Raw genomic sequence first — 20,413 nt, forward strand, 5'->3', positions numbered from 1 at the left:
CCGTCCGTGCCGGACGAGGACGACACCGCCGCGCCGCCGCGAGGGGCGTCCGCGCCGGCCGTGGCGTTCGCTTCGGGGACGAACGTGCCGTGTTGCGCGACGAACGGGGTCGTTCCATCGGCGAACGACCCGTCGGTCCCGTCGGGCCGCCGCCGCCCGGCCCGGCGGCGGCGCGGCACGTCGGTCGCGCCGGAGTCGTCGGCGCCACGGTCGCCCCGACCCGGAGCCGCTGCGCTCGTTGCAATCGAACCGACTGCGAGACAGTTGCTTTCGGGGACCGGTGGGACGGCGGTTCGTTCGGCCGGGGGCCGTGGGTGCGGCACGCGGCGGGGTGAGTGGTCCGCGCCCCATCCGGTCCGCCGCTGTGACGGAGGCGTCGTCGGCCGCCGGACGTGCTCGTACCCTGTTCGTTATGCAGACGCAGTTCCTCCGCCCCGCATCCGACTCCTCTCCGAGCCGAATCGACCATCCGGCGTTCCGGCAGAAGGTCGTGTCGGCGGAGGAAGCCGTCCGCTGGATCCAGCCCGGCCACACCGTCGCCATCAGCGGTTTCGCCAGTGCCGGCACGCCGAAGGCGATCACCCCGGCGCTCGCGGAACGCATCGGGGCCGCGCGCGCCGCCGGCACCGACTTCACGGTCAACCTCCTCACGGGCGCGTCGGTCTCCGCCGAGACCGAGCGGATGCTGTCGGAGGTGGCCGGCATCTCCCTGCGGATGCCGTACCAGGCCGAGCCCACCGCCCGCCGCAACATCAACAACGGCCGCATGGACTACGTGGACATCCACCTGTCCCACGTCGCCCAGCAGGTCTGGGAGGGCTACTACGGGCACGTCGACGTCGCGGTCGTCGAGGTCTCCGGCGTCACCGAGACCGGTGAGCTGATCCCGTCCGCGTCGATCGGCAACAACAAGACCTGGCTCGACGTCGCCGAGAAGGTGATCCTCGAGGTCAACTCGTGGATTCCGGCCGCGATGACGGGCATCCACGACGTGTACTACGGCACCGCGCTGCCGCCGCACCGCAAGCCGATCATGCTCACGGACGTCGAGGACCGCATCGGCCAGAGCACGTTCCGCGTCGACCCGGACAAGGTCGTCGCCGTCGTCGAGACCCACGCCCGCGACAGCGCCAGCCCGCTGACCCCGCCGGACGCGGTGAGCCAGGCGATCGCCGCGCACGTGCTCGTCTTCTTCGAGCACGAGATCTCCCGCGGCCGGCTGCCCGCGGACACGCTCCTGCCGCTGCAGTCCGGCATCGGCAACGTGGCCAACGCCGTCCTCCAGGGTCTCGATGCCGGTCCCCACAAGGGTCTGACCTGCTACTCCGAGGTCATCCAGGACGGGATGCTGCACCTGATCAAGCACGGCACGGTCCGCTTCGCGTCCGCCACGTCGCTGGCGCTGAGCGAGGCCGGAATCGACGAGCTGGTGTCGAACATCGACTTCTACCGCGAGCACATCGTGCTGCGCCCTCAGGAGATCAGCAACCACCCCGAGATCGTGCGCCGCCTCGGCATCATCGCGATGAACGGCATGCTCGAGGCCGACATCTATGGCAACGTCAACTCCACCCACGTCATGGGCACCAAGATCATGAACGGGATCGGCGGATCCGGCGACTTCGCCCGCAACGGCTACCTGTCGATGTTCCTGAGCCCCTCCACCGCGAAGGGCGGCAGCATCTCGTCGATCGTGCCGATGGTGCCGCACGTGGACCACACCGAGCACGACGTGCAGGTCCTCGTCACCGAGCAGGGACTTGCGGACCTGCGCGGATTGTCGCCGCGGCGCCGCTCCCGGGTCGTCGTCGACAACTGCGCCCATCCGGACTACCGGGACATGCTGCACGACTACGTCGACCGGGCCGAGGCCGTGCCCGACGCCGGGCACACCCCGCACCTGCTCGGCGAGTCCCTGTCCTTCCATCAGCGTTTCCTCGAGTCGGGATCCATGCTGGCACAGTAGGTTCCGAGGGGACGGCGCCGTCAGCCGCCGGCGATCGGCGCGGGGTCGATCGGCTGTTGCGGGAGCGACTGCGTGACCGCCGCCGATATCGTCTGCAGCGGAGTCGGACCCGAGCCGTTCGGCACTGTCAGCGCCACGTACACCGGGCGGTCCACGACGAACCACGTGCTCGCATCGATGCCCTCCGCGGCGCCGGACACCTCGAACCACTGGACGCCGTCGACCACCTGCAGCGCCGCCGCCTGATCGAACTCCGCCGGCCGCTCGAGCCCGCACCGCAGCACCACCGGCTCGCCCTCGACGGGCTGCCAGGCCGCGGCCCCCACCGGGGCCGGGTCGGCCAGCTCCGCGCGGCGGAGGTCGCCGACCTCCTCGGGCAGCGCACCCAGCAGCGCCGCGCACTCCGGGGACTCGGCCTGCGGCGCCACCACCGGCCCCAGCGCCACGGGCGCCAGCTCCGGGGTGCGGTTCGCCAGCACCGCCGCCACCACGATGCCGATCAGCAACGCCACCGGCAGCGCGACGGCCGTGGCGATCAGGGCGGGACTGCGGTGGTGTTCGGCGTCGCCGGCGGGGGCGGGGTCGGGGTCGGGGGAGACTGTCGGCTCGGTCATAATCTCTCGAATTTGCGGGGACGGTAGCGTGGTCGAAACTACCGTGACCACCGACGCCCGCACCCCACCGACCCACGAACGGGAGGACCGCATCACCGCGCCCGACCGCACCGGCCCCACCGTCGCCGACCTCGGCGAGTTCCCCGTGATCGACCGTGCGGTCGCTGGGCGTCGCCAGCCCGCCACCACGCTCGTCGGACCGGGCCACGACGCGGCCCTCGTCGCCGCCGCCGACGGGCGCGTCGCCGTCTCCACGGACATGCTCGTCGAGGGCCGGCACTTCCGGCTCGACTGGTCCACCCCCCGCGACGTCGGGCGCAAGGCCGTCGCCCAGAACGGCGCCGACGTCGCCGCGATGGGCGCGCGCCCCACCGCCTTCCTCGTCGGGCTCGGCTGCCCGCCGGACACCCCGGTCGACGTGCTCGACGGTGTCTCCGCCGGGATCGGCGAGGCCGCGGAGGCGCTCGGCGCCGGCGTCGTCGGCGGCGACCTGGTGCAGGCGTCGCAACTGATCGTCGCGGTGACCGTCCTCGGCGACCTCGAGGGGCGCGCGCCGCTCCTGCGGTCTGCGGCCCGGCCCGGCGACACCGTCGCGCTGGCCGGATCCACCGGGCGCTCCGCCGCCGGGCTGGCCGTGCTCACCGCCGGCCTCGCCGGCCACCCGGACCTGGTGGCCGCCCACCAGGTGCCGGCGCCCCCGTACGCCGCGGGACCCGCGGCGGCGGCCGGCGGCGCCCACGCCGCGACCGACATCTCCGACGGCCTGCTCGCCGACCTCGGGCACATCGCCGCCGCATCCGGCGTCGCGATTGACGTCTCGCGCGAGCTGCTCGAGCCCGGCGCCGAGCTGCGGGCCGCCGCCGCGGAACTCGGGGCCGACGTATGGGAGTGGGTGCTCACCGGCGGCGAGGACCACGCCCTTGCCGCGTGCTTCTCGCCGCACGTGCCGCTGCCGGCGGGCTGGCGGCCCGTCGGCACGGTGCGCGAGGGCGGCGGCGTCACCGTCGACGGCCACGGCCGGCCGGGTCCCGGAGGCTGGCAGAGCTTCTCGAGATAGGTTTCACGGCATGGCTGTGTATGCGCTCGGCGACCGTGTGCCCGATATCCATCCCGACGCCTGGGTCCACCCCGATGCGGTGGTCATCGGCAACGTCACCCTCGGCGCCCGCGCCTCGGTGTGGCCCACCGCGGTCCTGCGCGGTGACTACGGCCGGATCGTCGTCGGCGCCGAGAGCAACATCCAGGACGGGACGATCATCCACTGCACCGCCGTCGACGCCACCGTCATCGGCGCCGGCACCGTGGTCGGCCACAACGCCCACATCGAAGGCTCCACCATCGGCGACGGCTGCCTGATCGGGTCCGGTTCGCTCGTGCTCAACGGCTCCGCCGTCGGCGACGGGGCGATCGTCGCGGCCGGCGCGCTCGTGGCCCCGCGTTTCCAGGTGCCGCCGCGGTCCATGGCGATCGGCGTACCCGCGAAGATCCGGGAGGGTTACGAGGTGCCGGAGGGCCACGTCGACGCCAACGCCAAGATGTACGCGGCGAACGCCGAGTACTACCGCAGCGCGCTGCGCAGGATCGACTGAGGGGCCGGGCACCACCGATGGCTGTACGACCCCTGCCGGAGATCGTCGAGGAAGGCTGGGCGCGGGCGCTGGCTCCCGTTGCCGCCGACATCGCGGCGATGGGCGACTTCCTGCGCGCCGAGAACGCCGCCGGACGCGGCTACCTGCCCTCCGGCGCGAACGTGCTGCGGGCCTTCACCCAGCCGTTCGACCGGGTGAAGGTGCTCATCGTCGGCCAGGACCCGTATCCGACGCCGGGTCATGCCGTCGGACTGAGCTTCTCGGTCGCGCCGGAGGTGCGTCCGGTGCCGCGCAGCCTGGCCAACATCTACCGCGAATACAGCGACGACCTCGGCCTGCCGACACCACCCAACGGCGACCTCACACCGTGGTCGGCGCAGGGGGTGCTGCTGCTCAACCGCGTCCTGACGGTGCAACCCGGCCAGCCGGCGTCGCATCGGGGCAAGGGCTGGGAGAGCGTGACCGAGCAGGCGATCCGGGCGCTCGTCGCCCGCACCGCGCCGCTCGTCGCGATCCTGTGGGGCCGCGACGCGGCCACCCTCGAACCGATGCTCGGCGACGTGCCCACCGTGAAGTCGGCGCACCCGTCGCCGCTGTCGGCCTCCCGCGGGTTCTTCGGGTCCCGCCCCTTCAGCCGCGCGAACGCGCTGCTGACCGAGCAGGGCGGGGACCCGGTGGACTGGCGCCTGGCCTGAACGGGCGTGGCTCAGCCGCGGCGAATCGACTCGAAGTCGGGGCGCCGCTTCTCGACGAACGCGTCGACACCCTCGATGCCGGTCGGGCCGTTTGCGGCCGCCGCGATCGCCGCGGCCTCCGCGTCGAGCTGCTCGGACAGCGACCGCCCCGCCGAATCGGCGAGCAGTTGCCGGATCCCGGCGTAGGCGGCGGTGGGGCCGTTCGCGAGGGTGCGGGCCACCCGCATCGCCTCGCCGGGCACCTCGTCGTCGGCGACGAGGCGGCTGAGCACCCCGAGCCGCACGGCCTCGTCGGCGTTCAGGACACAGTCGGTGAGGATGATCTCCCGCGCCCGGGCGACTCCGACGATGCGCGGCAGGGTCCACGACATGCCACCGTCGGGGGTGAACCCGATCGACGGGTAGGCCGGCCGCAGCTTCGTCGAGGGGCCCCCGAGCGCGATGTCGGCGTGCAGCACGATGCTCATGCCCGCGCCCGCCGCCCAGCCCTGGACGGCGGCCACCACGGGCACGCGGGCCGCGTCGAGGGCGCGGACGAAGTCGTGGAACAGGCGTGCGACGTCGCCGACGAACTCGCCGCGGTCGGGCGCGGAAGCGAAGGCGCGGACGTCGCCGCCCGCGCAGAAGTTGGCACCCTCACCGACGAGCAGGACGGCGCCGACCTCGGGGCCGGCGGTGCGCAGGGCCTCGATGCCTTGGGCCATGCCCGCGGGGGAGAGGGACGTGCCGCGCTCGGCGGTCGCCACGGCGATGCGCAGGACGCCGTCCTCGAGGCGGACGTGGGACAGTACTGATTCGGTCACCCGGGGCACCCTACCGGTCGCCCCGCCCGGCGGGTACGGGGTCACGGCGACGATGGCGGAACACGACGAGGCCCCGGCGTCGCAACGCCGGGGCCTCGTATGCCGAACCGGGGATCAGCCGCGAACGACCTTGCCCGCCTTGAGGCAGGAGGTGCACACGTTGACCTTACGCGTGTTGCCCGGGGCAACCTGAGCGCGCACGCTCTGGATGTTCGGGTTCCAACGACGGTTGGTACGCCGGTGCGAGTGCGAGACCGACTTACCGAAGCCGGGGCCCTTGGCGCATACGTCGCAGACGGCAGCCATAGTCGCGAACTCCTTGGTGAGTAGTGGATATTTTCGTGTCTTCGTCGGCCTGCGAACACGAGGAGGCGTCCGCCATCCGTGCGAGGCAACCCTGCAAGCGTAGCGGGTGGGGGTGGCAATGGCCAAACCGGCCGTCCGACGGGCGCACCGCTACCCTTGCGTCACCGGTTGCGTGGTGGCGAAGGGGGGAAGCAGGTGCTCGAGGTCGGGGAAGCAGTCGACGGGACTGCCCTGCGCCGATGGGTGGATCTCGGGTTGCGGGCGCTCGCCGAGCGCCGCGACGAGATCAACAGCCTCAACGTCTTCCCCGTCCCCGACGGCGACACCGGTACCAACCTGCTCGTCACCCTGCGCTCCGCGGCGGCCGAACTCGACACCTCCGCGGCGGACGCCGAGGACGTCGCCACGATCGTCGGCGCCCTGGCGCGCGGCGCGTTCCACGGCGCCCGCGGCAACTCCGGTGTCCTCCTCGCGCAGATGCTGCGGGGCCTGGCCGACGCCCTCGACGGGGCCGTGGCCGTCGACGGCGCCGCACTCGGGCGCGCCTGGCGGCACGCCGCAGACCTCGTCACCCGCGCGCTGAGCTGCCCCGCCGAGGGCACCATTGTCAGCGTGCTGCACGCGGCCGCCGACGGCGCGCACGCGGCCGGCCGCTCCGGTTCGCTCGTGACGGTGGCGACCGCAGCGGCCGACGCCGCCGCCGAGGCCCTGCAGCGCACCACCGCGCAACTCGACGTGCTGGCCGAGGCCGGCGTCGTCGACGCAGGGGGCCTCGGTCTGCTCCTGCTGCTCGACGCGTTCGTCGAGACGGTGTCGGGCCGGCGTCCGGACCGGGCACCGATCGCGACGTCGAAGCCCGGCGCTCCCGCCCGGCACGGCGGGCACAACGGGCACGAACCCCGCCACGGCGGCGATCAGGACTTCGAGGTCATGTACTTCGTCGAGGGCTCCGACACCGCCCGCATGGACACCCTGCGTACCCGCCTCGACGCCCTCGGGGACTCGGTCGCCGTCGTCGGCGACGGCGCCGGCACCTGGTCCGTGCACGTGCACTGCTGCGCCGCGGGCGCTGCCGTCGAGGCCGGCCTGGAGGCCGGGCGGCTGCACCAGGTCACCGTCACGTGCTTCGCGCTGGAGGCACAGCAACGGATCGGCGTCGGCCCGGTGGCTTCCGGGGCCGGAAGCCGCTCGGTGCTCGCCGTCGTGGCCGGCGACGGGGCAGCGGAGCTGTTCGAAGCCGAGGGCGCGGCGATCGTGCGGGCGGACGATCCGATCACCCGCCGGCACCTGCTCGACGCGATCCGCCGGCTGGGCAGCCGTGACGTGATGGTCCTGCCCAACGGTGCGCTGCCCGCCCAGGAACTCGTCGCGGTCGGCGCGGCGGCCCGCGACCACCGGCGCGAGGTGATGTTCCTGCCCTGCTCGTCGATGGTGCAGGGACTGGCGTCGCTTGCGGTGCACGACCCGGGCCGCGAGGCCGCCGACGACGCCTTCGCCATGTCCGAAGCGGCCGCCGCGACCCGGTGGGGCTCGCTGCGCATCGCGAACGAGCGGGCCCTGACCTGGGTGGGAACGTGCGAGCCGGGGCACAGCCTGGGCCTGTCGGGTCATGATGTCGTAGTCATCGAGCATGATCTGGTGACGGCGGGAGCGTCGCTGCTCGACAAGGTGCTCGCCGCGGGCGGAGAGCTCGTGACGATGCTCGTCGGCTTCGACGCGCCCGACGGACTCGCCGAGCGGCTGACCCGGCACGTCAACGACCGCCACCCCGAGGTGGAGGTGCTGGTGTACCACGGGGGACAGCGCAGCGACCTGCTGCAGCTCGGTGTGGAGTAGCCGGCACAGGAACAGTCGGACGCCGGCCCCCCGGCGTCGATCGGAGCGGAGAGGACGGCAGTGGCGACACTCGCGGACCGACTCGATCATCTTCTCGGCCGCAAGACCGCGGATGCACTCGCCGACTCGTTCGGCATGACCACCGTCGAGGACCTGCTGCGCCACTATCCCCACCGGTACGCCACCCAGGGCGCCGAGCTCGGCGACTCGCAACCGGTCGAGGGCCAGCACGTGACGATCATCGCGCGGGTGGCCAGGGCCGACGAGGTGCGGATGAAGAGCCGGCCCGGCACCCGGCTCGCCGTCGTGCTCGAATCGGACCGGCAGAAGATCGACGTGACCTTCTTCAACCCGCAGAAGGTCAAGTACAACATCAAGCCCGGGGTGCGCGGCATGTTCTCCGGCACCGTCAAGTACTTCCGCGACAAGTGGAGCCTGGCCCACCCGAGCTACATCATCCTGCCCGAGCCTCGCGGCCCCGAGATCGGTGGCGCGGCCCCGCGGCCCACCCGGGTGCGCGGCGCCGGCGCGCTCGCCGGCATGGCCCGCAGTGCCCAGGGCGACGGCGGCATCGACATGTCGATCTTCGACCGGGCCCTCATCCCGATGTACCCCGCAACCCGCGACGTCGAGTCGTGGACCGTGATGCGCTGCGTGCGGCAGATCCTCGATCAGCTCGAGACCGTCGACGACCCGCTGCCCGAGTGGGTGCGTGGCGAGCACGGCCTGATCGGGCTGGACGAGGCGCTGCGCCGCATCCACCTGCCCGACGACCGGGACGACGTCACCGCCGCCCGGGAGCGCCTGCGGTTCGACGAGGCCGCGGCGGTGCAGCTCGTCCTCGCCCGGCGCCGCCACGACGTCGCGGTGCGCACGGCCCCGGCGTGCCCGCGCCGCAGCGGCGGTATCGCCGACGAGTTCGATCGCCGGCTGCCGTTCGAACTGACCGCCGGGCAGCTCGCGGTCGCCGACGAGATCGCGGCGGACCTCGCCGGATCGCACCCGATGAACCGGTTGCTGCAGGGCGAGGTCGGCTCGGGCAAGACGATTGTGGCGCTGCGGGCGATGCTGCAGGTCATCGACGCGGGACACCAATGCGCACTGCTCGCGCCGACCGAGGTGCTCGCCGCCCAGCATGCGCGCTCGCTGGCGAAGATGCTCGGCGATCTCGCCGCGGCGGGCGAACTCGCCGCCCACGAGCTGGCCACCAAGGTCACCCTCGTGACGGGCTCGATGAGCGCGGCCCGCAAGCGGCAGGCCCTGCTCGACATCGTGAGCGGCGACTCGGGGCTCGTGATCGGCACCCACGCGCTGATCCAGCAGGGCGTCGAGTTCTACGACCTCGGCCTCGTCGTCGTCGACGAACAGCACCGGTTCGGCGTGGAGCAGCGCGACGTGCTGCGCAACCGCGGCCGCGACGGTGCCAGCCCGCACGTGCTGGTCATGACGGCGACACCCATCCCGCGCACCATCGCGATGACCGTCCTCGGCGACCTCGAGGTGTCCACATTGCGGGAACTGCCCCGCGGCCGGTCGCCCATCACCAGCCGGGTCGTGGCGGCGAAGGTGCATCCCAGCTGGGTGGCGCGCGCGTGGGAACGCATCGGCGAAGAGGTCGCGGCGGGCCGGCAGGCGTATGTGGTGTGCTCGCGCATCGGCGACGGCGACAGCGACGAGGACGCCGACCTGGTCGGCTTCGACGAGGCGGAGACGACCGGCGGGCGCGGGGGCAAGGGCAAGCCGCCCGAGACGAAGTCGGTGCTCCAGCAGTTCGAGGAGCTCGCGGGCGGACCGCTGGCCCACCTGAGGGTCGGGTTGCTGCACGGGCGACTGCCCGCGGACGAGAAGGACGCGGTGATGCGCGACTTCGCCGCCGGAGACATCGACGTGCTGGTGTGCACCACCGTCGTCGAAGTCGGCGTGGATGTGCCCAACGCGACGGTGATGGTGATCGTGGACGCCGACCGGTTCGGGGTCAGCCAGCTGCACCAGCTGCGCGGCCGGGTGGGCCGGGGCGGGCATCCGGGGCTGTGCCTGCTCGTGTCGGATTCGAAGCCCGGCGCGCCCGCCATGGCCCGCCTCGAGGCCGTCGCCGCGACCACCGACGGATTCGCGCTCGCCCAGCTGGACCTGCAGCAGCGCCGCGAGGGCGATGTGCTCGGTGTCGCCCAGTCGGGCACCACGTCGACGCTGCGGATGCTCTCGCTCGTCGACGACGTCGAGGTCATCGCGGCCGCGCAGGCCTTCGCCCGCGCCGTGACCGACCGCGATCCGCGGCTCGAGGAACACCCCGGTCTGGCCCGCATGGTGTCGGCCGCGCTCGACACCGAACGGGTCGCGTATCTCGAGAAGTCGTGAGGTTACGTTCCGCGCACGCCGGGCGCGGCGCCGTTGTGAGGTGACGCCCGCCGCACCCGCGACGTTTCCGGCACGTTAAGGATCCCTCGACCTGCATCGTTTCAGTCGGACAAAGACGTGCATCCGTCCCACGATCTGGGATGCGGACGCCGAACGGAGTGTTACGTCGCGGTACCGTCGTCCAATGTTCTCCAAAGTGCTTGTCGCCAACCGAGGCGAGATCGCGATCCGCGCGTTCCGCGCCGCCTATGAACTGGGTGCCGGGACCGTCGCGGTGTTTCCGTACGAGGACCGCAATTCCCTGCACCGGCTCAAGGCCGACGAGGCCTACCAGATCGGGGAGCAGGGGCATCCGGTCCGTGCGTACCTGTCCGTGGCGGAGATCGTCGCCGCCGCGAAGAAGGCCGGCGCCGACGCGGTCTACCCCGGCTACGGTTTCCTGTCCGAGAACCCGGACCTGGCGGCGGCGTGCGCGGCGGAGGGCATCACCTTCATCGGTCCGTCGGCGCACGTGCTGGAGCTGACCGGAAACAAGGCGCGGGCGATCGCGGCGGCCAAGGCGGCGGGTCTGCCGGTGCTGGCGTCGTCGGAGCCGTCGGCCGATCTCGAGCAGTTGCTCGCGGCTGCCGAGTCCATGGAGTTCCCGATCTTCGTCAAGGCCGTCGCCGGCGGCGGCGGGCGCGGCATGCGGCGCGTGGCCGAGCGTGGCCAGCTGCGGGAGGCGATCGAGGCGGCGTCCCGGGAGGCGGATGCGGCGTTCGGCGATCCCACGGTGTTCCTCGAGCAGGCGGTGGTCGATCCCCGGCACATCGAGGTGCAGATCCTGGCCGACGGCCAGGGCAATGTGATGCATCTGTTCGAGCGGGACTGCTCGCTGCAGCGCCGCCACCAGAAGGTCATCGAGCTGGCCCCGGCACCGAACCTCGCCCCCGAGCTGCGCGAGCGGATCTGCGCGGACGCCGTCGCGTTCGCGAAGCAGATCGGTTACAGCTGCGCCGGCACCGTCGAGTTCCTCCTCGATTCCCGCGGCAACCACGTCTTCATCGAGATGAACCCGCGCATCCAGGTCGAGCACACGGTCACCGAGGAGATCACCGACGTCGACCTCGTGCAGGCGCAGATGCGCATCGCCTCCGGTGAGTCGCTGACCGACCTGGGCCTGTCGCAGGACAAGGTCGCGATCCGCGGGGCGGCGCTGCAGTGCCGCATCACCACCGAGGATCCGGCCAACGGCTTCCGGCCCGACACCGGCCGCATCAGCGCGTACCGCACGCCCGGCGGCGCCGGGATCCGTCTCGACGGCGGCACCTCCGTCGGCGCCGAGGTCTCCGCCCACTTCGATTCGATGCTGGTCAAGCTCACGGCCCGCGGCCGCGACCTGCCCACGGCCGTCGCCCGCGCCCGCCGCGCGGTCACCGAGTTCCGCATCCGCGGCGTGTCGACGAACATCCCCTTCCTGCAGGCCGTGCTCGACGACCCGGACTTCCGGGCCGGGAACGTCACCACGTCGTTCATCGACGAGCGGCCGCAACTGCTGACCGCCAAGACCTCCGCCGACCGCGGCACGAAGATCGTCGAGTACCTCGCCGACGTGACGGTGAACAAGCCGCACGGCGAGCGCCCGACGACGGTGTACCCGCACGACAAGCTGCCGAAGATCGACCTCGACGTCGCCCCGCCGGAGGGTTCGCGGCAGCGGCTGCTCGCCCTCGGCCCGGACGGCTTCGCGAAGGCGCTGCGCGAGCAGAAGGCCCTCGCCGTCACCGACACCACCTTCCGCGACGCGCACCAGTCGCTGCTCGCGACGCGCGTGCGCAGCAAGGATCTGCTCACCGTCGCCGGGCACGTCGCGCGGATGACCCCGCAGCTGCTGTCGATCGAGGCGTGGGGCGGCGCCACCTACGACGTCGCGCTGCGGTTCCTGCACGAGGACCCGTGGGAGCGTCTGGCGGCGCTGCGGGAGGCGATCCCGAACATCAACCTGCAGATGCTGCTGCGCGGCCGCAACACGGTCGGCTACACCCCCTACCCGGAGATGGTCACCCGCGCGTTCGTGCGGGAGGCCACCGACACCGGCATCGACATCTTCCGCATCTTCGACGCGCTGAACAACGTCGACCAGATGCGGCCGGCGATCGACGCGGTCCGCGAGACCGGCACCGCCCTGGCCGAGGTCGCGATGTCCTACACCGGGGACCTCTCCGATCCCGGCGAGACGCTCTACACCCTCGACTACTACCTGCGCCTGGCGGAGCAGATCGTCGAGGCCGGGGCCCACGTGCTGGCGATCAAGGACATGGCCGGGCTGCTGCGCGCACCCGCGGCCGCCACCCTGGTCTCGGCGCTGCGCAGCAACTTCGACCTGCCGGTGCACGTGCACACGCACGACACCCCCGGTGGTCAGCTCGCGACGTACCTCGCGGCGTGGCAGGCCGGCGCCGACGCCGTCGACGGCGCCTCCGCCGCGCTGGCCGGCACCACCAGCCAGCCCGCGCTGTCGGCGATCGTCGCCGCGGCCGCGCACTCGGAGTACGACACCGGTCTGGACCTGCAGGCCGTGTGCGACCTCGAGCCGTACTGGGAGGCGCTGCGCAAGGTGTACGCGCCGTTCGAATCGGGCCTGCCCGCCCCGACGGGCCGGGTGTACACCCACGAGATCCCCGGCGGGCAGCTGTCGAACCTGCGGCAGCAGGCCATCGCGCTGGGTCTGGGCGACCGGTTCGAGGAGGTCGAGGCCAAGTATGCCGCGGCCGACCGGATGCTCGGCCGGCTGGTCAAGGTCACTCCGTCGTCGAAGGTGGTCGGTGACCTCGCCCTGCACCTGGTGGGTTCCGGCGTCGCCAGCGACGAGTTCGCGGCCGACCCGGCCCGCTACGACATCCCGGACTCGGTGGTCGGATTCCTGCGCGGCGAGCTCGGCACCCCGCCCGGCGGGTGGCCCGAGCCGTTCCGCTCCAAGGCCCTCGAGGGCCGCGGCGCCCCCAAGCCCGAGGTGCCGCTGACCTCCGAGGAGGAGAAGGCGCTCGACGACACCTCCAGCGAGCGGCGCGCCACCTTGAACCGGCTGCTGTTCCCCGGCCCGACCCAGGCGTTCCTCGAGCACCGGGACCGCTACGGCGACACCTCGGAGCTGTCGGCCAACCAGTTCTTCTACGGTCTGCGCCGCGGTGAGGAACACCGGGTGCGCCTGGACAAGGGTGTCGAGCTGCTGATCGGGCTGGAGGCGATCTCCGAGCCGGACGAGCGCGGCTTCCGGACCGTGATGTGCATCCTCAACGGGCAGCTGCGCCCGGTCTCGGTGCGCGACAAGTCCGTCGCCAGCGAGGTTCCGGCCGCGGAGAAGGCCGACCGCAACAACCCCGGGCACGTCGCCGCGCCGTTCGCCGGCGCCGTGACCCTCCTCGTCGCCGAGGGCGACCGCGTCGCGGCCGGTGACACCGTCGCCACCATCGAGGCGATGAAGATGGAGGCCGCGATCACCGCGCCGCGTGGCGGCACCGTCACCCGCGTCGCCCTCGCCGGCGTGTCCCAGGTGGAGGGCGGCGACCTGCTGGTCGTCGTGTCCACCGAGGAGAGCGCGGAGTGATCGGACGGTTCTCCGGGACGGTGCGATGACCCGGATCGTGGCCGGCCGGGCCGGGGGGCGGCGCCTGAAGGTGCCGCCCCGCGGGACCCGGCCCACCTCGGAGCGGGTCCGCGAGGCGCTGTTCAGTTCGCTCACGGCCCGGATGGAGCTCGACGGCGCGTCGGTGCTGGACCTGTACGCCGGCTCCGGCGCGCTCGGGCTCGAGGCGCTGTCCCGGGGCGCCGTCCACGCCTTGCTCGTCGAGTCCGACGCGCAGGCCGCCGCCGTGATCCGCCGCAACATCACCGAACTCGGTCTGCCGGCGGTGCTGCGGGCTGCGCCGGTCGCCGCCGTGCTCGGCGGTGCCCCGGACCGGGTCTACGACCTCGTGCTCGCCGATCCGCCGTACGCGGTGACCGAGCAGGCGGTGTCCGCGATGCTCACCGCCCTCGTCGACGGGGGCTGGGTGGGGGAGGGCTCGGTGGTGGTGCTCGAACGCTCCTCCCGCTCGCCGGAGACGGTGTGGCCGCAGGCCCTCGAACCGGACCGCGTTCGCAAGTACGGCGAGACCCGGATCGAGATCGCTACCTGCTACGGTTCGGACTCATGAGCAGTGCGGTCTGCCCCGGTTCGTTCGACCCCGTGACCAACGGCCACCTCGACGTCATCTCTCGGACTGCCGTGCAGTTCGACGAAGTGACGGTGACCGTCGTGATCAACCCCAACAAGCAGGGAATGTTCTCGGTTCCCGAGCGCATCGAGATGCTCACCGAAGCCACTGCCCACCTGGGCAACGTGCGCGTCGACTCCTGGCAGGGCCTGCTGGTGGACTATGCACGCGCCCACGGCATCACGGCCATCGTCAAGGGCCTGCGCGGCGCCAACGACTTCGACTACGAGCTGCAGATGGCGCAGATGAACCACAAGCTCACCGGCGTCGATACCCTGTTCGTCGCGACCAACCCGGCCTACAGCTACCTGTCGAGCTCTCTCGTCAAGGAGGTCGCCACCTACGGCGGCGACGTCGCCGACATGCTCCCGGCGACGGTGCACAAGCGGCTGCTCGCGCGGATCGCGGAGCGCACAGCGGCGAAGCGCTGATCCGGCACAGCGGCGAAGCGCTCATTCGGCACAGCGGCCGAGGCTGACCCCGCCCGTTCGATCGCCGACACACCGGGTCCGCGATGCGCGACTCCGGCGGCACCTGCGGCAGACTTGCATCCGGCGGCGGTCGCACCGGCCGCGCCGGGACGACGATTGGGGTTGGGCGTGTACCGGGTATTCGAGGCACTCGACGAGCTGGTCGCGATCGTCGAGGAAGCACGCAGTGTCCCGATGACCGCGAGCTGCGTGGTCCCACGTGGCGACGTACTGGACCTGCTCGACGACGTCCGCGACGCGTTGCCGGCCGAACTGGACGACGCGCAGGACGTCCTGGATCATCGGGACAAGCTCATCGGCGACGCGCGGGCCCAGGCCGACAAGACCGTCGCGGACGCCGACGCGGAGGCCCGCGAGACCCTCGACAACGCCCGCGCCGACGCGGACCGCATGCTCGCCGACGCGAAGGCACAGGCGGACCGGATGGTGCAGGAGGCCCGCGCCCACGCCGACGATCTGCTGCGCGACGCCCAGGCCGAGGCCGACGACACGATCGCCGACGCCAAGGAGCAGTACGAGTCCGTGACGGCCCGCGCGCAGGCGGAGGCCGACCGCATGATCGAGGCGGGCAAGGCCTCGTACGAGCGGTCGGTCGCCGACGGCGAGGCCGAGCAGGCCCGTCTGGTGTCGCAGACGGAGGTCGTGCAGGCCGCCCACGCCGAATCCGCGCGGGTCATCGATGCCGCCCACGCCGAGTCGGATCGGCTGCGGTCGGAATGCGACGAGTACGTCGATTCCAAGCTCGCCGAGTTCGAAGACGTGCTCGGCACGACGTTGCGGTCGGTGGGCCGCGGCCGGCAGCAGCTGCGGACGGGCGCCGGTGTGCCCGACTACACGGAGGCCGAACGTCGGTCCGAGCGGCGCCGCTGACGCATCCGGCTCCCGCGCCGGGCGATTTCGTCGCGCCCGGGTCCATCGCGTATCGTGGAGTGGTTGCCCAGTCGCCCCGGGGGGGCGGCGTCCGTCACCTGGAAAGAGGAAGAAGCATTCCCGTGTCTGCCCGCCGTCACAGCCCCCAGCATCCCGACCGGGATTCGGGTCTCGTGCTGGACGTACGCTCGCTCGGACGCCGTCCGGGCTCCATGCGCACGGTCCACACGGTGGTACCTGCGCCGTTGCGGATCGGACTCGACTCGATCGCGATCGAGGAAGGCACGGATGTGGAACTCGATCTCCGGCTGGAAGCGGTGTCCGAGGGGGTCCTCGTCACCGGGACCGTCCGTGCCGATACAGTCGGCGAGTGCTCGCGCTGCCTCGAGCCCTTCGAGGACTCGGTGGAGCTGTACCTGACGGAGCTGTTCGCCTACCCGAACAGCGTCACGGAGCAGACCACCGACGAGGACGAGGTCTACCGCCTGGTGGACGACACGATCGACCTCGAGCCGGTCATCGTCGACACCGTCGGACTGGAGCTTCCGCTGCGGCCGTTGTGTAGTGACGACTGTGCGGGACTGTGCCCCGAATGTGGCATTCGCCTGGCGATTGCGGAATCCGGGCACGGGCATGAGAGAATGGATCCTCGCTGGGCTGGGTTGGCAGCCGCTTTCGGCGCAGGCTCCGAAGAACCCAGCAGTGCATCCGACAGCAAGAACAACGAGGAGAAGTAGACGTGGCCGTCCCCAAGCGCAGAATGTCGCGTTCGAACACCCGGTCGCGGCGGAGCCAGTGGAACACCACTGCGCCGACGCTCGTCACCTGCCCGAACCGCGGCTGCGGCGAGAAGAAGCTGCCGCACGTGGCGTGCCCGTCCTGCGGCACCTACAACGGCCGTCAGGTGACCGCTGCCGTCTAGTTCTCGAATTCTGAGACATCGTGACGAGCGATTCGACCACCGCATCCGAGGGCGGCGAAGGGGAACACGCGTCCCTTCTCGCCGCCCTCGGTGTCGATGTGGATCCGGAGCTGCTGACGCTTGCGCTCACGCACCGCTCCTACGCGTACGAGAACGGTGGCCTGCCGACCAACGAGCGTCTCGAGTTCCTCGGCGACGCCGTCCTCGGCCTCACCGTGACCGAGAAGCTGTACCTGTCGCATCCGGACAAGTCCGAGGGTGAACTCGCGAAGATCCGGGCGTCGGTGGTGAACATGCACGCCCTCGCCGAGGTCGCGCGGTCTCTCGGTGACGGCGGCCTCGGGCCGCACCTGCTGCTCGGCAAAGGTGAGGAACTCACCGGTGGCCGCGACAAGCCCAGCATTCTCGCGGACGGCATGGAGTCGCTGCTCGGCGCCGTCCACCTGCAGCACGGTATCGACGTCGCACGCACCGTCGTGCTGCGCCTGTTCGCCGAACTCCTCGAGCGGGGTCCGCGGCTCGGCGCCGGTCTCGACTGGAAGACGAGCCTGCAGGAGCTGACCGCGGAACGAGGCGTCGGCGTGCCGGCGTACGAGATCACCGCCACCGGCCCGGACCACGACAAGGAATTCACCGCGACCGTGATCGTCGCGGGCGACGCCCGCGGTGTCGGCATGGGTCGGACGAAGAAGGAAGCCGAGCAGAAGGCCGCCGCCGCGGCCTGGCAGAGCCTGTCCGACAGCGACGCCACCCCCACCGGTGCCGCCGCCGACCAGAGCTGACCCGACGTGCCCGAACTGCCCGAGGTCGAGGTCGTCCGCCGCGGCCTCGACGCGCACGTCCGCGGCGCCACCATCGAGTCCGTCCAGGTGCTGCACCCGCGTGCGGTACGCCGTCACGAACCCGGCCCGCGGGATCTTGCTCTGCGGCTGACCGGGCAGACCGTGGCTGCCGTCCAGCGTCGCGGCAAATACCTGTGGCTCGTCTTGGGACCCGCCGACGTCGCACTGGTCGTCCATCTCGGGATGAGCGGGCAGATGCTGGTCCAGCCGCCGGCGGTGCCGGACGAGAAACACCTGCGCATCCGCGCCGTTCTCGACAACGGCGCCGACCTGCGGTTCGTGGACCAGCGCACCTTCGGAGGCTGGGCCCTCGCCCCGCTCGTCGAGGTCGACGGTGCCGTCCTGCCGGAGCCCGTCGCACACATCGCCCGCGACCCCCTGGATCCGGCGTTCGACGCGGCCGCCGTGGTGAAGGTGCTGCGCGGCAAGCACACCGAGATCAAGCGCGTCCTCCTCGACCAGACCGTCGTGTCCGGCATCGGCAACATCTACGCCGACGAATCGCTGTGGCGGGCCGGCGTGCACGGCAACCGCGCGGCCGACCGGCTCGGGGGGCCGACCCTGCGGCGGCTGCTCGACGCGGCCCGCGACGTGATGGGCGAGGCGCTCGCCCAGGGCGGTACCTCGTTCGATGCCCTCTATGTCAACGTCAACGGCGAGTCCGGATACTTCGACCGGTCGCTGAACGTCTACGGCCAGGAGAACCTGCCGTGCCCACGGTGCGGGACGCCGGTGCGGCGGGAGAAATTCATGAACCGCTCGTCGTTCAGCTGCCCCCGGTGCCAGCCGCCGCCACGGGGCGCACGGCGAGCCTGACTTCGGCCGTCCTCCGCGGCCGTCGAAGCGGTGAATCCGTCCCGCGATCCCTGCCGGCCGTGCACAGTGGGAACGGCGGAGGAGGACGCACATGCGAACATCGAGGAGAGTCGTACCGGCTGCCGCGGCGGCGCTGGTAGTGGCACTCGCGGTCGTCGGATGCGGCACCGACGACTCGTACCCGAGCGAGTCGGCGCAGACGACCACCGAGGCAGCCCGGGAAACGGCCCCGCCGACCGGCACGGCCGAGTCCGAGCCCGGGCCGGCGGGTACCGAGACGCAGGGCACCGAGGCACAGGGCACCGAGACGACGGATGGAATCCCGGCCTATCAGCCGTCGACGCTCGTCAGCCGGGCGATCGGCTCGGCCGTCCTGACGACGTCCGACCCGATCGAGCAGGTCAGCACCTTCTACCTCGACTTCGTGGACCGGGAGGGCTGGCAGGCGGTCTCCGAGAGCGTCACTCCCTACAGCACGAGTCTCACGATCAGGAAGCCGGGGAAGGGCGCCTCCATCTCGGTGTCCTCGGGCGGGGACGGGACGCTGGTCTCGATCAGCACCTATCCGTCACCCTGATCCGTCGCCCTGACGGGGCATCCCGGCTGTCTCGGCTCGGATCCGGGCGCCGGGTGGGATACGGTGGAACCGGTGCGCCGGGAAGTCTGGTCGGCAGACGACGACTGCTGCCCGACATCCGAGGACATTCGATGACGACACCCTTCGCCCGCCTGCCGTTGCTCTCCCGTGGATCGTGGGAGGAATCCAAGCGGGTGGCCGAGATTCTCCGCAAGGAGACCGTCGGTGGTGTCCTGCTGCTCATCGGCGCGCTCGCGGCCCTGGTCTGGGCCAACACCCCGTGGTCCGACGCCTACCACAGCCTCCGCGACACCACGGTGGGGCCGTCCGCGCTGCACCTGGACTTGTCACTCGGGACGTGGGCGGCCGACGGTCTGCTGGCCATCTTCTTCTTCGTCGTCGGCCTGGAACTCAAGCGTGAGTTCGTCGCCGGCGACCTACGGGACCTGCGGCGCGCCGCCGTGCCGATCACCGCAGCGGTGGGAGGGATGGCGGTACCCGCGGCGGTGTTCGTCGCGGTGAACCTGCGCGGCGGAGCGGACGCGCTGACCGGATGGGCGGTGCCCACCGCCACCGACATCGCCTTCGCCGTGGCCATCCTGGCCGTCATCGGGACGCATCTCCCGGCGGCCCTGCGCACCTTCCTGCTCACGCTCGCCGTCGTCGACGACCTACTCGCCGTCACCGTGATCGCGGTGTTCTACACCGACGAGCTCGACCTGGCATATCTCGGGCTCGCGATGCTCCCGCTGCTCGCGTTCGCCGTGGCGGTGCAGCGCGGCATCCGGGCCTGGTGGCTCCTGGTGCCGCTGGCGGTGCTCACGTGGTTCCTGGTCCACGAATCCGGTGTCCACGCCACCGTGGCCGGCGTCCTGCTCGGTTTCGCCGTGCCCGTCGCCCGCAGGACGCGCACCGGCACGGAGGCCATGGCCGAGCAGTTCGAGCATCGGCTCCGGCCGCTGTCGGCCGGGGTCGCCGTCCCGATCTTTGCGTTCTTCGCCGCCGGCGTGACTATCGGTGGCCTCGACGGCCTGGGTGAGGCGCTCCGCGATCCGATCTCGGTCGGTGTCGTCGCGGGCCTCGTGCTCGGCAAGGTCGTCGGGATCTTCGGCGTCACCTACCTGATGGCCCGGTTCACCCGCGCCCACCTGGACGAGGGGCTGAGCTGGCTGGACGTGCTCGGCGTCGCGCTGCTCGGCGGCATCGGCTTCACCGTCTCCCTGCTGATCGGAGATCTCGCCTACGGTGCCGGCACCGTCGCGGCCGACCACGTCAAGGTGGCGGTCCTCGTCGGCTCCCTCACCGCGGCGCTCGCCGCGTCGGTGGTGCTCCGCTCCCGGAACCGCGCCTACCGCAGGATCGCGGAGCTCGAGTCTCTCGACGAGGACCAGGACGGGATCCCGGACGTCTACCAGCACTGAACCCGGCGCGGCCTGCACGACCCCGTTCTGTGCGGGAGGAATCGGCGCCGGTCGGCGATTCCCTGGGCGGAG

Annotated in this window: 19 protein-coding genes; 16 read left to right on the forward strand and 3 right to left on the reverse strand. The window is 71.8% G+C overall.

Features of this window, described 5'->3' with window-relative positions; translation table 11 throughout:
* The first annotated feature begins 412 nt into the window (after positions 1-412).
* The gene (locus ISO16_RS00850; protein WP_072635057.1) at positions 413-1,966 is read left to right on the forward strand and encodes an acetyl-CoA hydrolase/transferase family protein; all 1,554 of its coding nucleotides are present in this window, start codon (positions 413-415) and stop codon (positions 1,964-1,966) included.
* Positions 1,967-1,986: 20 nt separating this feature from the next.
* Here the strand turns inward: ISO16_RS00850 and ISO16_RS00855 are convergent, their stop codons facing one another.
* Positions 1,987-2,580, reverse strand: a complete 594-nt coding sequence (locus ISO16_RS00855; RefSeq protein ID WP_072635058.1) for a DUF3515 domain-containing protein — start codon at positions 2,578-2,580, stop codon at positions 1,987-1,989.
* 145 nt (positions 2,581-2,725) lie between these two features.
* Between ISO16_RS00855 and ISO16_RS00860 the strand changes: the two genes are divergently transcribed.
* The 3 genes from ISO16_RS00860 to ISO16_RS00870 are packed head-to-tail and all read left to right on the forward strand — an operon-like array spanning position 2,726 to position 4,864.
* Positions 2,726-3,637, forward strand: coding sequence for a thiamine-phosphate kinase (locus tag ISO16_RS00860; protein ID WP_230304550.1), 912 nt, complete (start codon positions 2,726-2,728; stop codon positions 3,635-3,637).
* Positions 3,638-3,647: 10 nt separating this feature from the next.
* On the forward strand, positions 3,648-4,169 hold the full coding sequence (locus ISO16_RS00865) for a gamma carbonic anhydrase family protein (protein WP_006938031.1): 522 nt from the start codon (positions 3,648-3,650) through the stop codon (positions 4,167-4,169).
* Between the two features lie 17 nt (positions 4,170-4,186).
* Complete coding sequence (locus ISO16_RS00870) at positions 4,187-4,864, forward strand: uracil-DNA glycosylase (protein WP_006938032.1); 678 nt, start codon at positions 4,187-4,189, stop codon at positions 4,862-4,864.
* An 11-nt stretch (positions 4,865-4,875) separates the two neighbouring features.
* Here the strand turns inward: ISO16_RS00870 and ISO16_RS00875 are convergent, their stop codons facing one another.
* Positions 4,876-5,667 (reverse strand): enoyl-CoA hydratase-related protein, encoded by a 792-nt coding sequence (locus tag ISO16_RS00875; RefSeq protein WP_029543161.1) that lies wholly within the window; start codon positions 5,665-5,667, stop codon positions 4,876-4,878.
* A 114-nt stretch (positions 5,668-5,781) separates the two neighbouring features.
* Positions 5,782-5,973: a 50S ribosomal protein L28 gene (gene rpmB, locus ISO16_RS00880; RefSeq protein WP_003939060.1), complete on the reverse strand. Its 192-nt coding sequence runs from the start codon at positions 5,971-5,973 to the stop codon at positions 5,782-5,784.
* Positions 5,974-6,168: 195 nt separating this feature from the next.
* Here rpmB and ISO16_RS00885 point away from each other — a divergent pair, with 195 nt between their 5' ends.
* The 12 genes from ISO16_RS00885 to nhaA all read left to right on the forward strand — a co-directional run bounded on the left by ISO16_RS00885 (position 6,169) and on the right by nhaA (position 20,341).
* The gene (locus tag ISO16_RS00885) at positions 6,169-7,809 is read left to right on the forward strand and encodes a DAK2 domain-containing protein (protein ID WP_072635059.1); all 1,641 of its coding nucleotides are present in this window, start codon (positions 6,169-6,171) and stop codon (positions 7,807-7,809) included.
* Between the two features lie 60 nt (positions 7,810-7,869).
* Complete coding sequence (gene recG, locus ISO16_RS00890; protein ID WP_072635060.1) at positions 7,870-10,167, forward strand: ATP-dependent DNA helicase RecG; 2,298 nt, start codon at positions 7,870-7,872, stop codon at positions 10,165-10,167.
* Between the two features lie 184 nt (positions 10,168-10,351).
* Positions 10,352-13,753 carry a pyruvate carboxylase gene (locus tag ISO16_RS00895; RefSeq protein ID WP_006938037.1) on the forward strand — a complete coding sequence of 1,134 codons (3,402 nt, stop codon included), beginning with the start codon at positions 10,352-10,354 and terminating at the stop codon, positions 13,751-13,753.
* Positions 13,656-14,342 carry a 16S rRNA (guanine(966)-N(2))-methyltransferase RsmD gene (rsmD, locus tag ISO16_RS00900; RefSeq protein ID WP_255326740.1) on the forward strand — a complete coding sequence of 229 codons (687 nt, stop codon included), beginning with the start codon at positions 13,656-13,658 and terminating at the stop codon, positions 14,340-14,342. The genes ISO16_RS00895 and rsmD overlap by 98 nt, the downstream gene beginning before the upstream one ends.
* Positions 14,339-14,833: a pantetheine-phosphate adenylyltransferase gene (gene coaD / locus ISO16_RS00905; protein WP_006938042.1), complete on the forward strand. Its 495-nt coding sequence runs from the start codon at positions 14,339-14,341 to the stop codon at positions 14,831-14,833. Before rsmD ends, coaD begins: the two co-directional genes overlap by 4 nt.
* A gap of 168 nt (positions 14,834-15,001) precedes the next feature.
* Complete coding sequence (locus ISO16_RS00910; RefSeq protein WP_006933622.1) at positions 15,002-15,763, forward strand: DivIVA domain-containing protein; 762 nt, start codon at positions 15,002-15,004, stop codon at positions 15,761-15,763.
* Between the two features lie 122 nt (positions 15,764-15,885).
* Positions 15,886-16,500, forward strand: coding sequence for a YceD family protein (locus ISO16_RS00915; RefSeq protein WP_006933624.1), 615 nt, complete (start codon positions 15,886-15,888; stop codon positions 16,498-16,500).
* A 2-nt stretch (positions 16,501-16,502) separates the two neighbouring features.
* Positions 16,503-16,685 (forward strand): 50S ribosomal protein L32, encoded by a 183-nt coding sequence (rpmF, locus tag ISO16_RS00920; RefSeq protein ID WP_003939052.1) that lies wholly within the window; start codon positions 16,503-16,505, stop codon positions 16,683-16,685.
* A 20-nt stretch (positions 16,686-16,705) separates the two neighbouring features.
* Positions 16,706-17,467 (forward strand): ribonuclease III, encoded by a 762-nt coding sequence (gene rnc / locus ISO16_RS00925; protein WP_072635061.1) that lies wholly within the window; start codon positions 16,706-16,708, stop codon positions 17,465-17,467.
* 6 nt (positions 17,468-17,473) lie between these two features.
* Entirely contained in the window at positions 17,474-18,343 is an 870-nt protein-coding gene (mutM, locus tag ISO16_RS00930; protein WP_006933632.1) for a bifunctional DNA-formamidopyrimidine glycosylase/DNA-(apurinic or apyrimidinic site) lyase, read from the forward strand.
* Positions 18,344-18,434: 91 nt separating this feature from the next.
* Entirely contained in the window at positions 18,435-18,920 is a 486-nt protein-coding gene (locus tag ISO16_RS00935) for a hypothetical protein (protein ID WP_072635062.1), read from the forward strand.
* A gap of 194 nt (positions 18,921-19,114) precedes the next feature.
* Positions 19,115-20,341: a Na+/H+ antiporter NhaA gene (gene nhaA / locus ISO16_RS00940; protein WP_230304551.1), complete on the forward strand. Its 1,227-nt coding sequence runs from the start codon at positions 19,115-19,117 to the stop codon at positions 20,339-20,341.
* The last annotated feature ends 72 nt before the right edge of the window (positions 20,342-20,413 follow it).

It is taken from the genome of Rhodococcus sp. M8, assembly GCF_015654185.1.
GTDB classification, from domain to species: Bacteria; Actinomycetota; Actinomycetes; order Mycobacteriales; family Mycobacteriaceae; genus Rhodococcus; species Rhodococcus aetherivorans.

Coding starts and splice junctions, on each gene's coding strand:
- coaD (WP_006938042.1), top strand. CDS start 14,339: ATGAGCAGTGCGGTCTGCCCCGGTTCGTTCGACCCCGTGACCAACGGC.
- ISO16_RS00865 (WP_006938031.1), top strand. CDS start 3,648: ATGGCTGTGTATGCGCTCGGCGACCGTGTGCCCGATATCCATCCCGAC.
- ISO16_RS00870 (WP_006938032.1), top strand. CDS start 4,187: ATGGCTGTACGACCCCTGCCGGAGATCGTCGAGGAAGGCTGGGCGCGG.
- ISO16_RS00935 (WP_072635062.1), top strand. CDS start 18,435: ATGCGAACATCGAGGAGAGTCGTACCGGCTGCCGCGGCGGCGCTGGTA.
- ISO16_RS00895 (WP_006938037.1), top strand. CDS start 10,352: ATGTTCTCCAAAGTGCTTGTCGCCAACCGAGGCGAGATCGCGATCCGC.
- ISO16_RS00855 (WP_072635058.1), bottom strand. CDS start 2,580: ATGACCGAGCCGACAGTCTCCCCCGACCCCGACCCCGCCCCCGCCGGC.
- rpmB (WP_003939060.1), bottom strand. CDS start 5,973: ATGGCTGCCGTCTGCGACGTATGCGCCAAGGGCCCCGGCTTCGGTAAG.
- ISO16_RS00850 (WP_072635057.1), top strand. CDS start 413: ATGCAGACGCAGTTCCTCCGCCCCGCATCCGACTCCTCTCCGAGCCGA.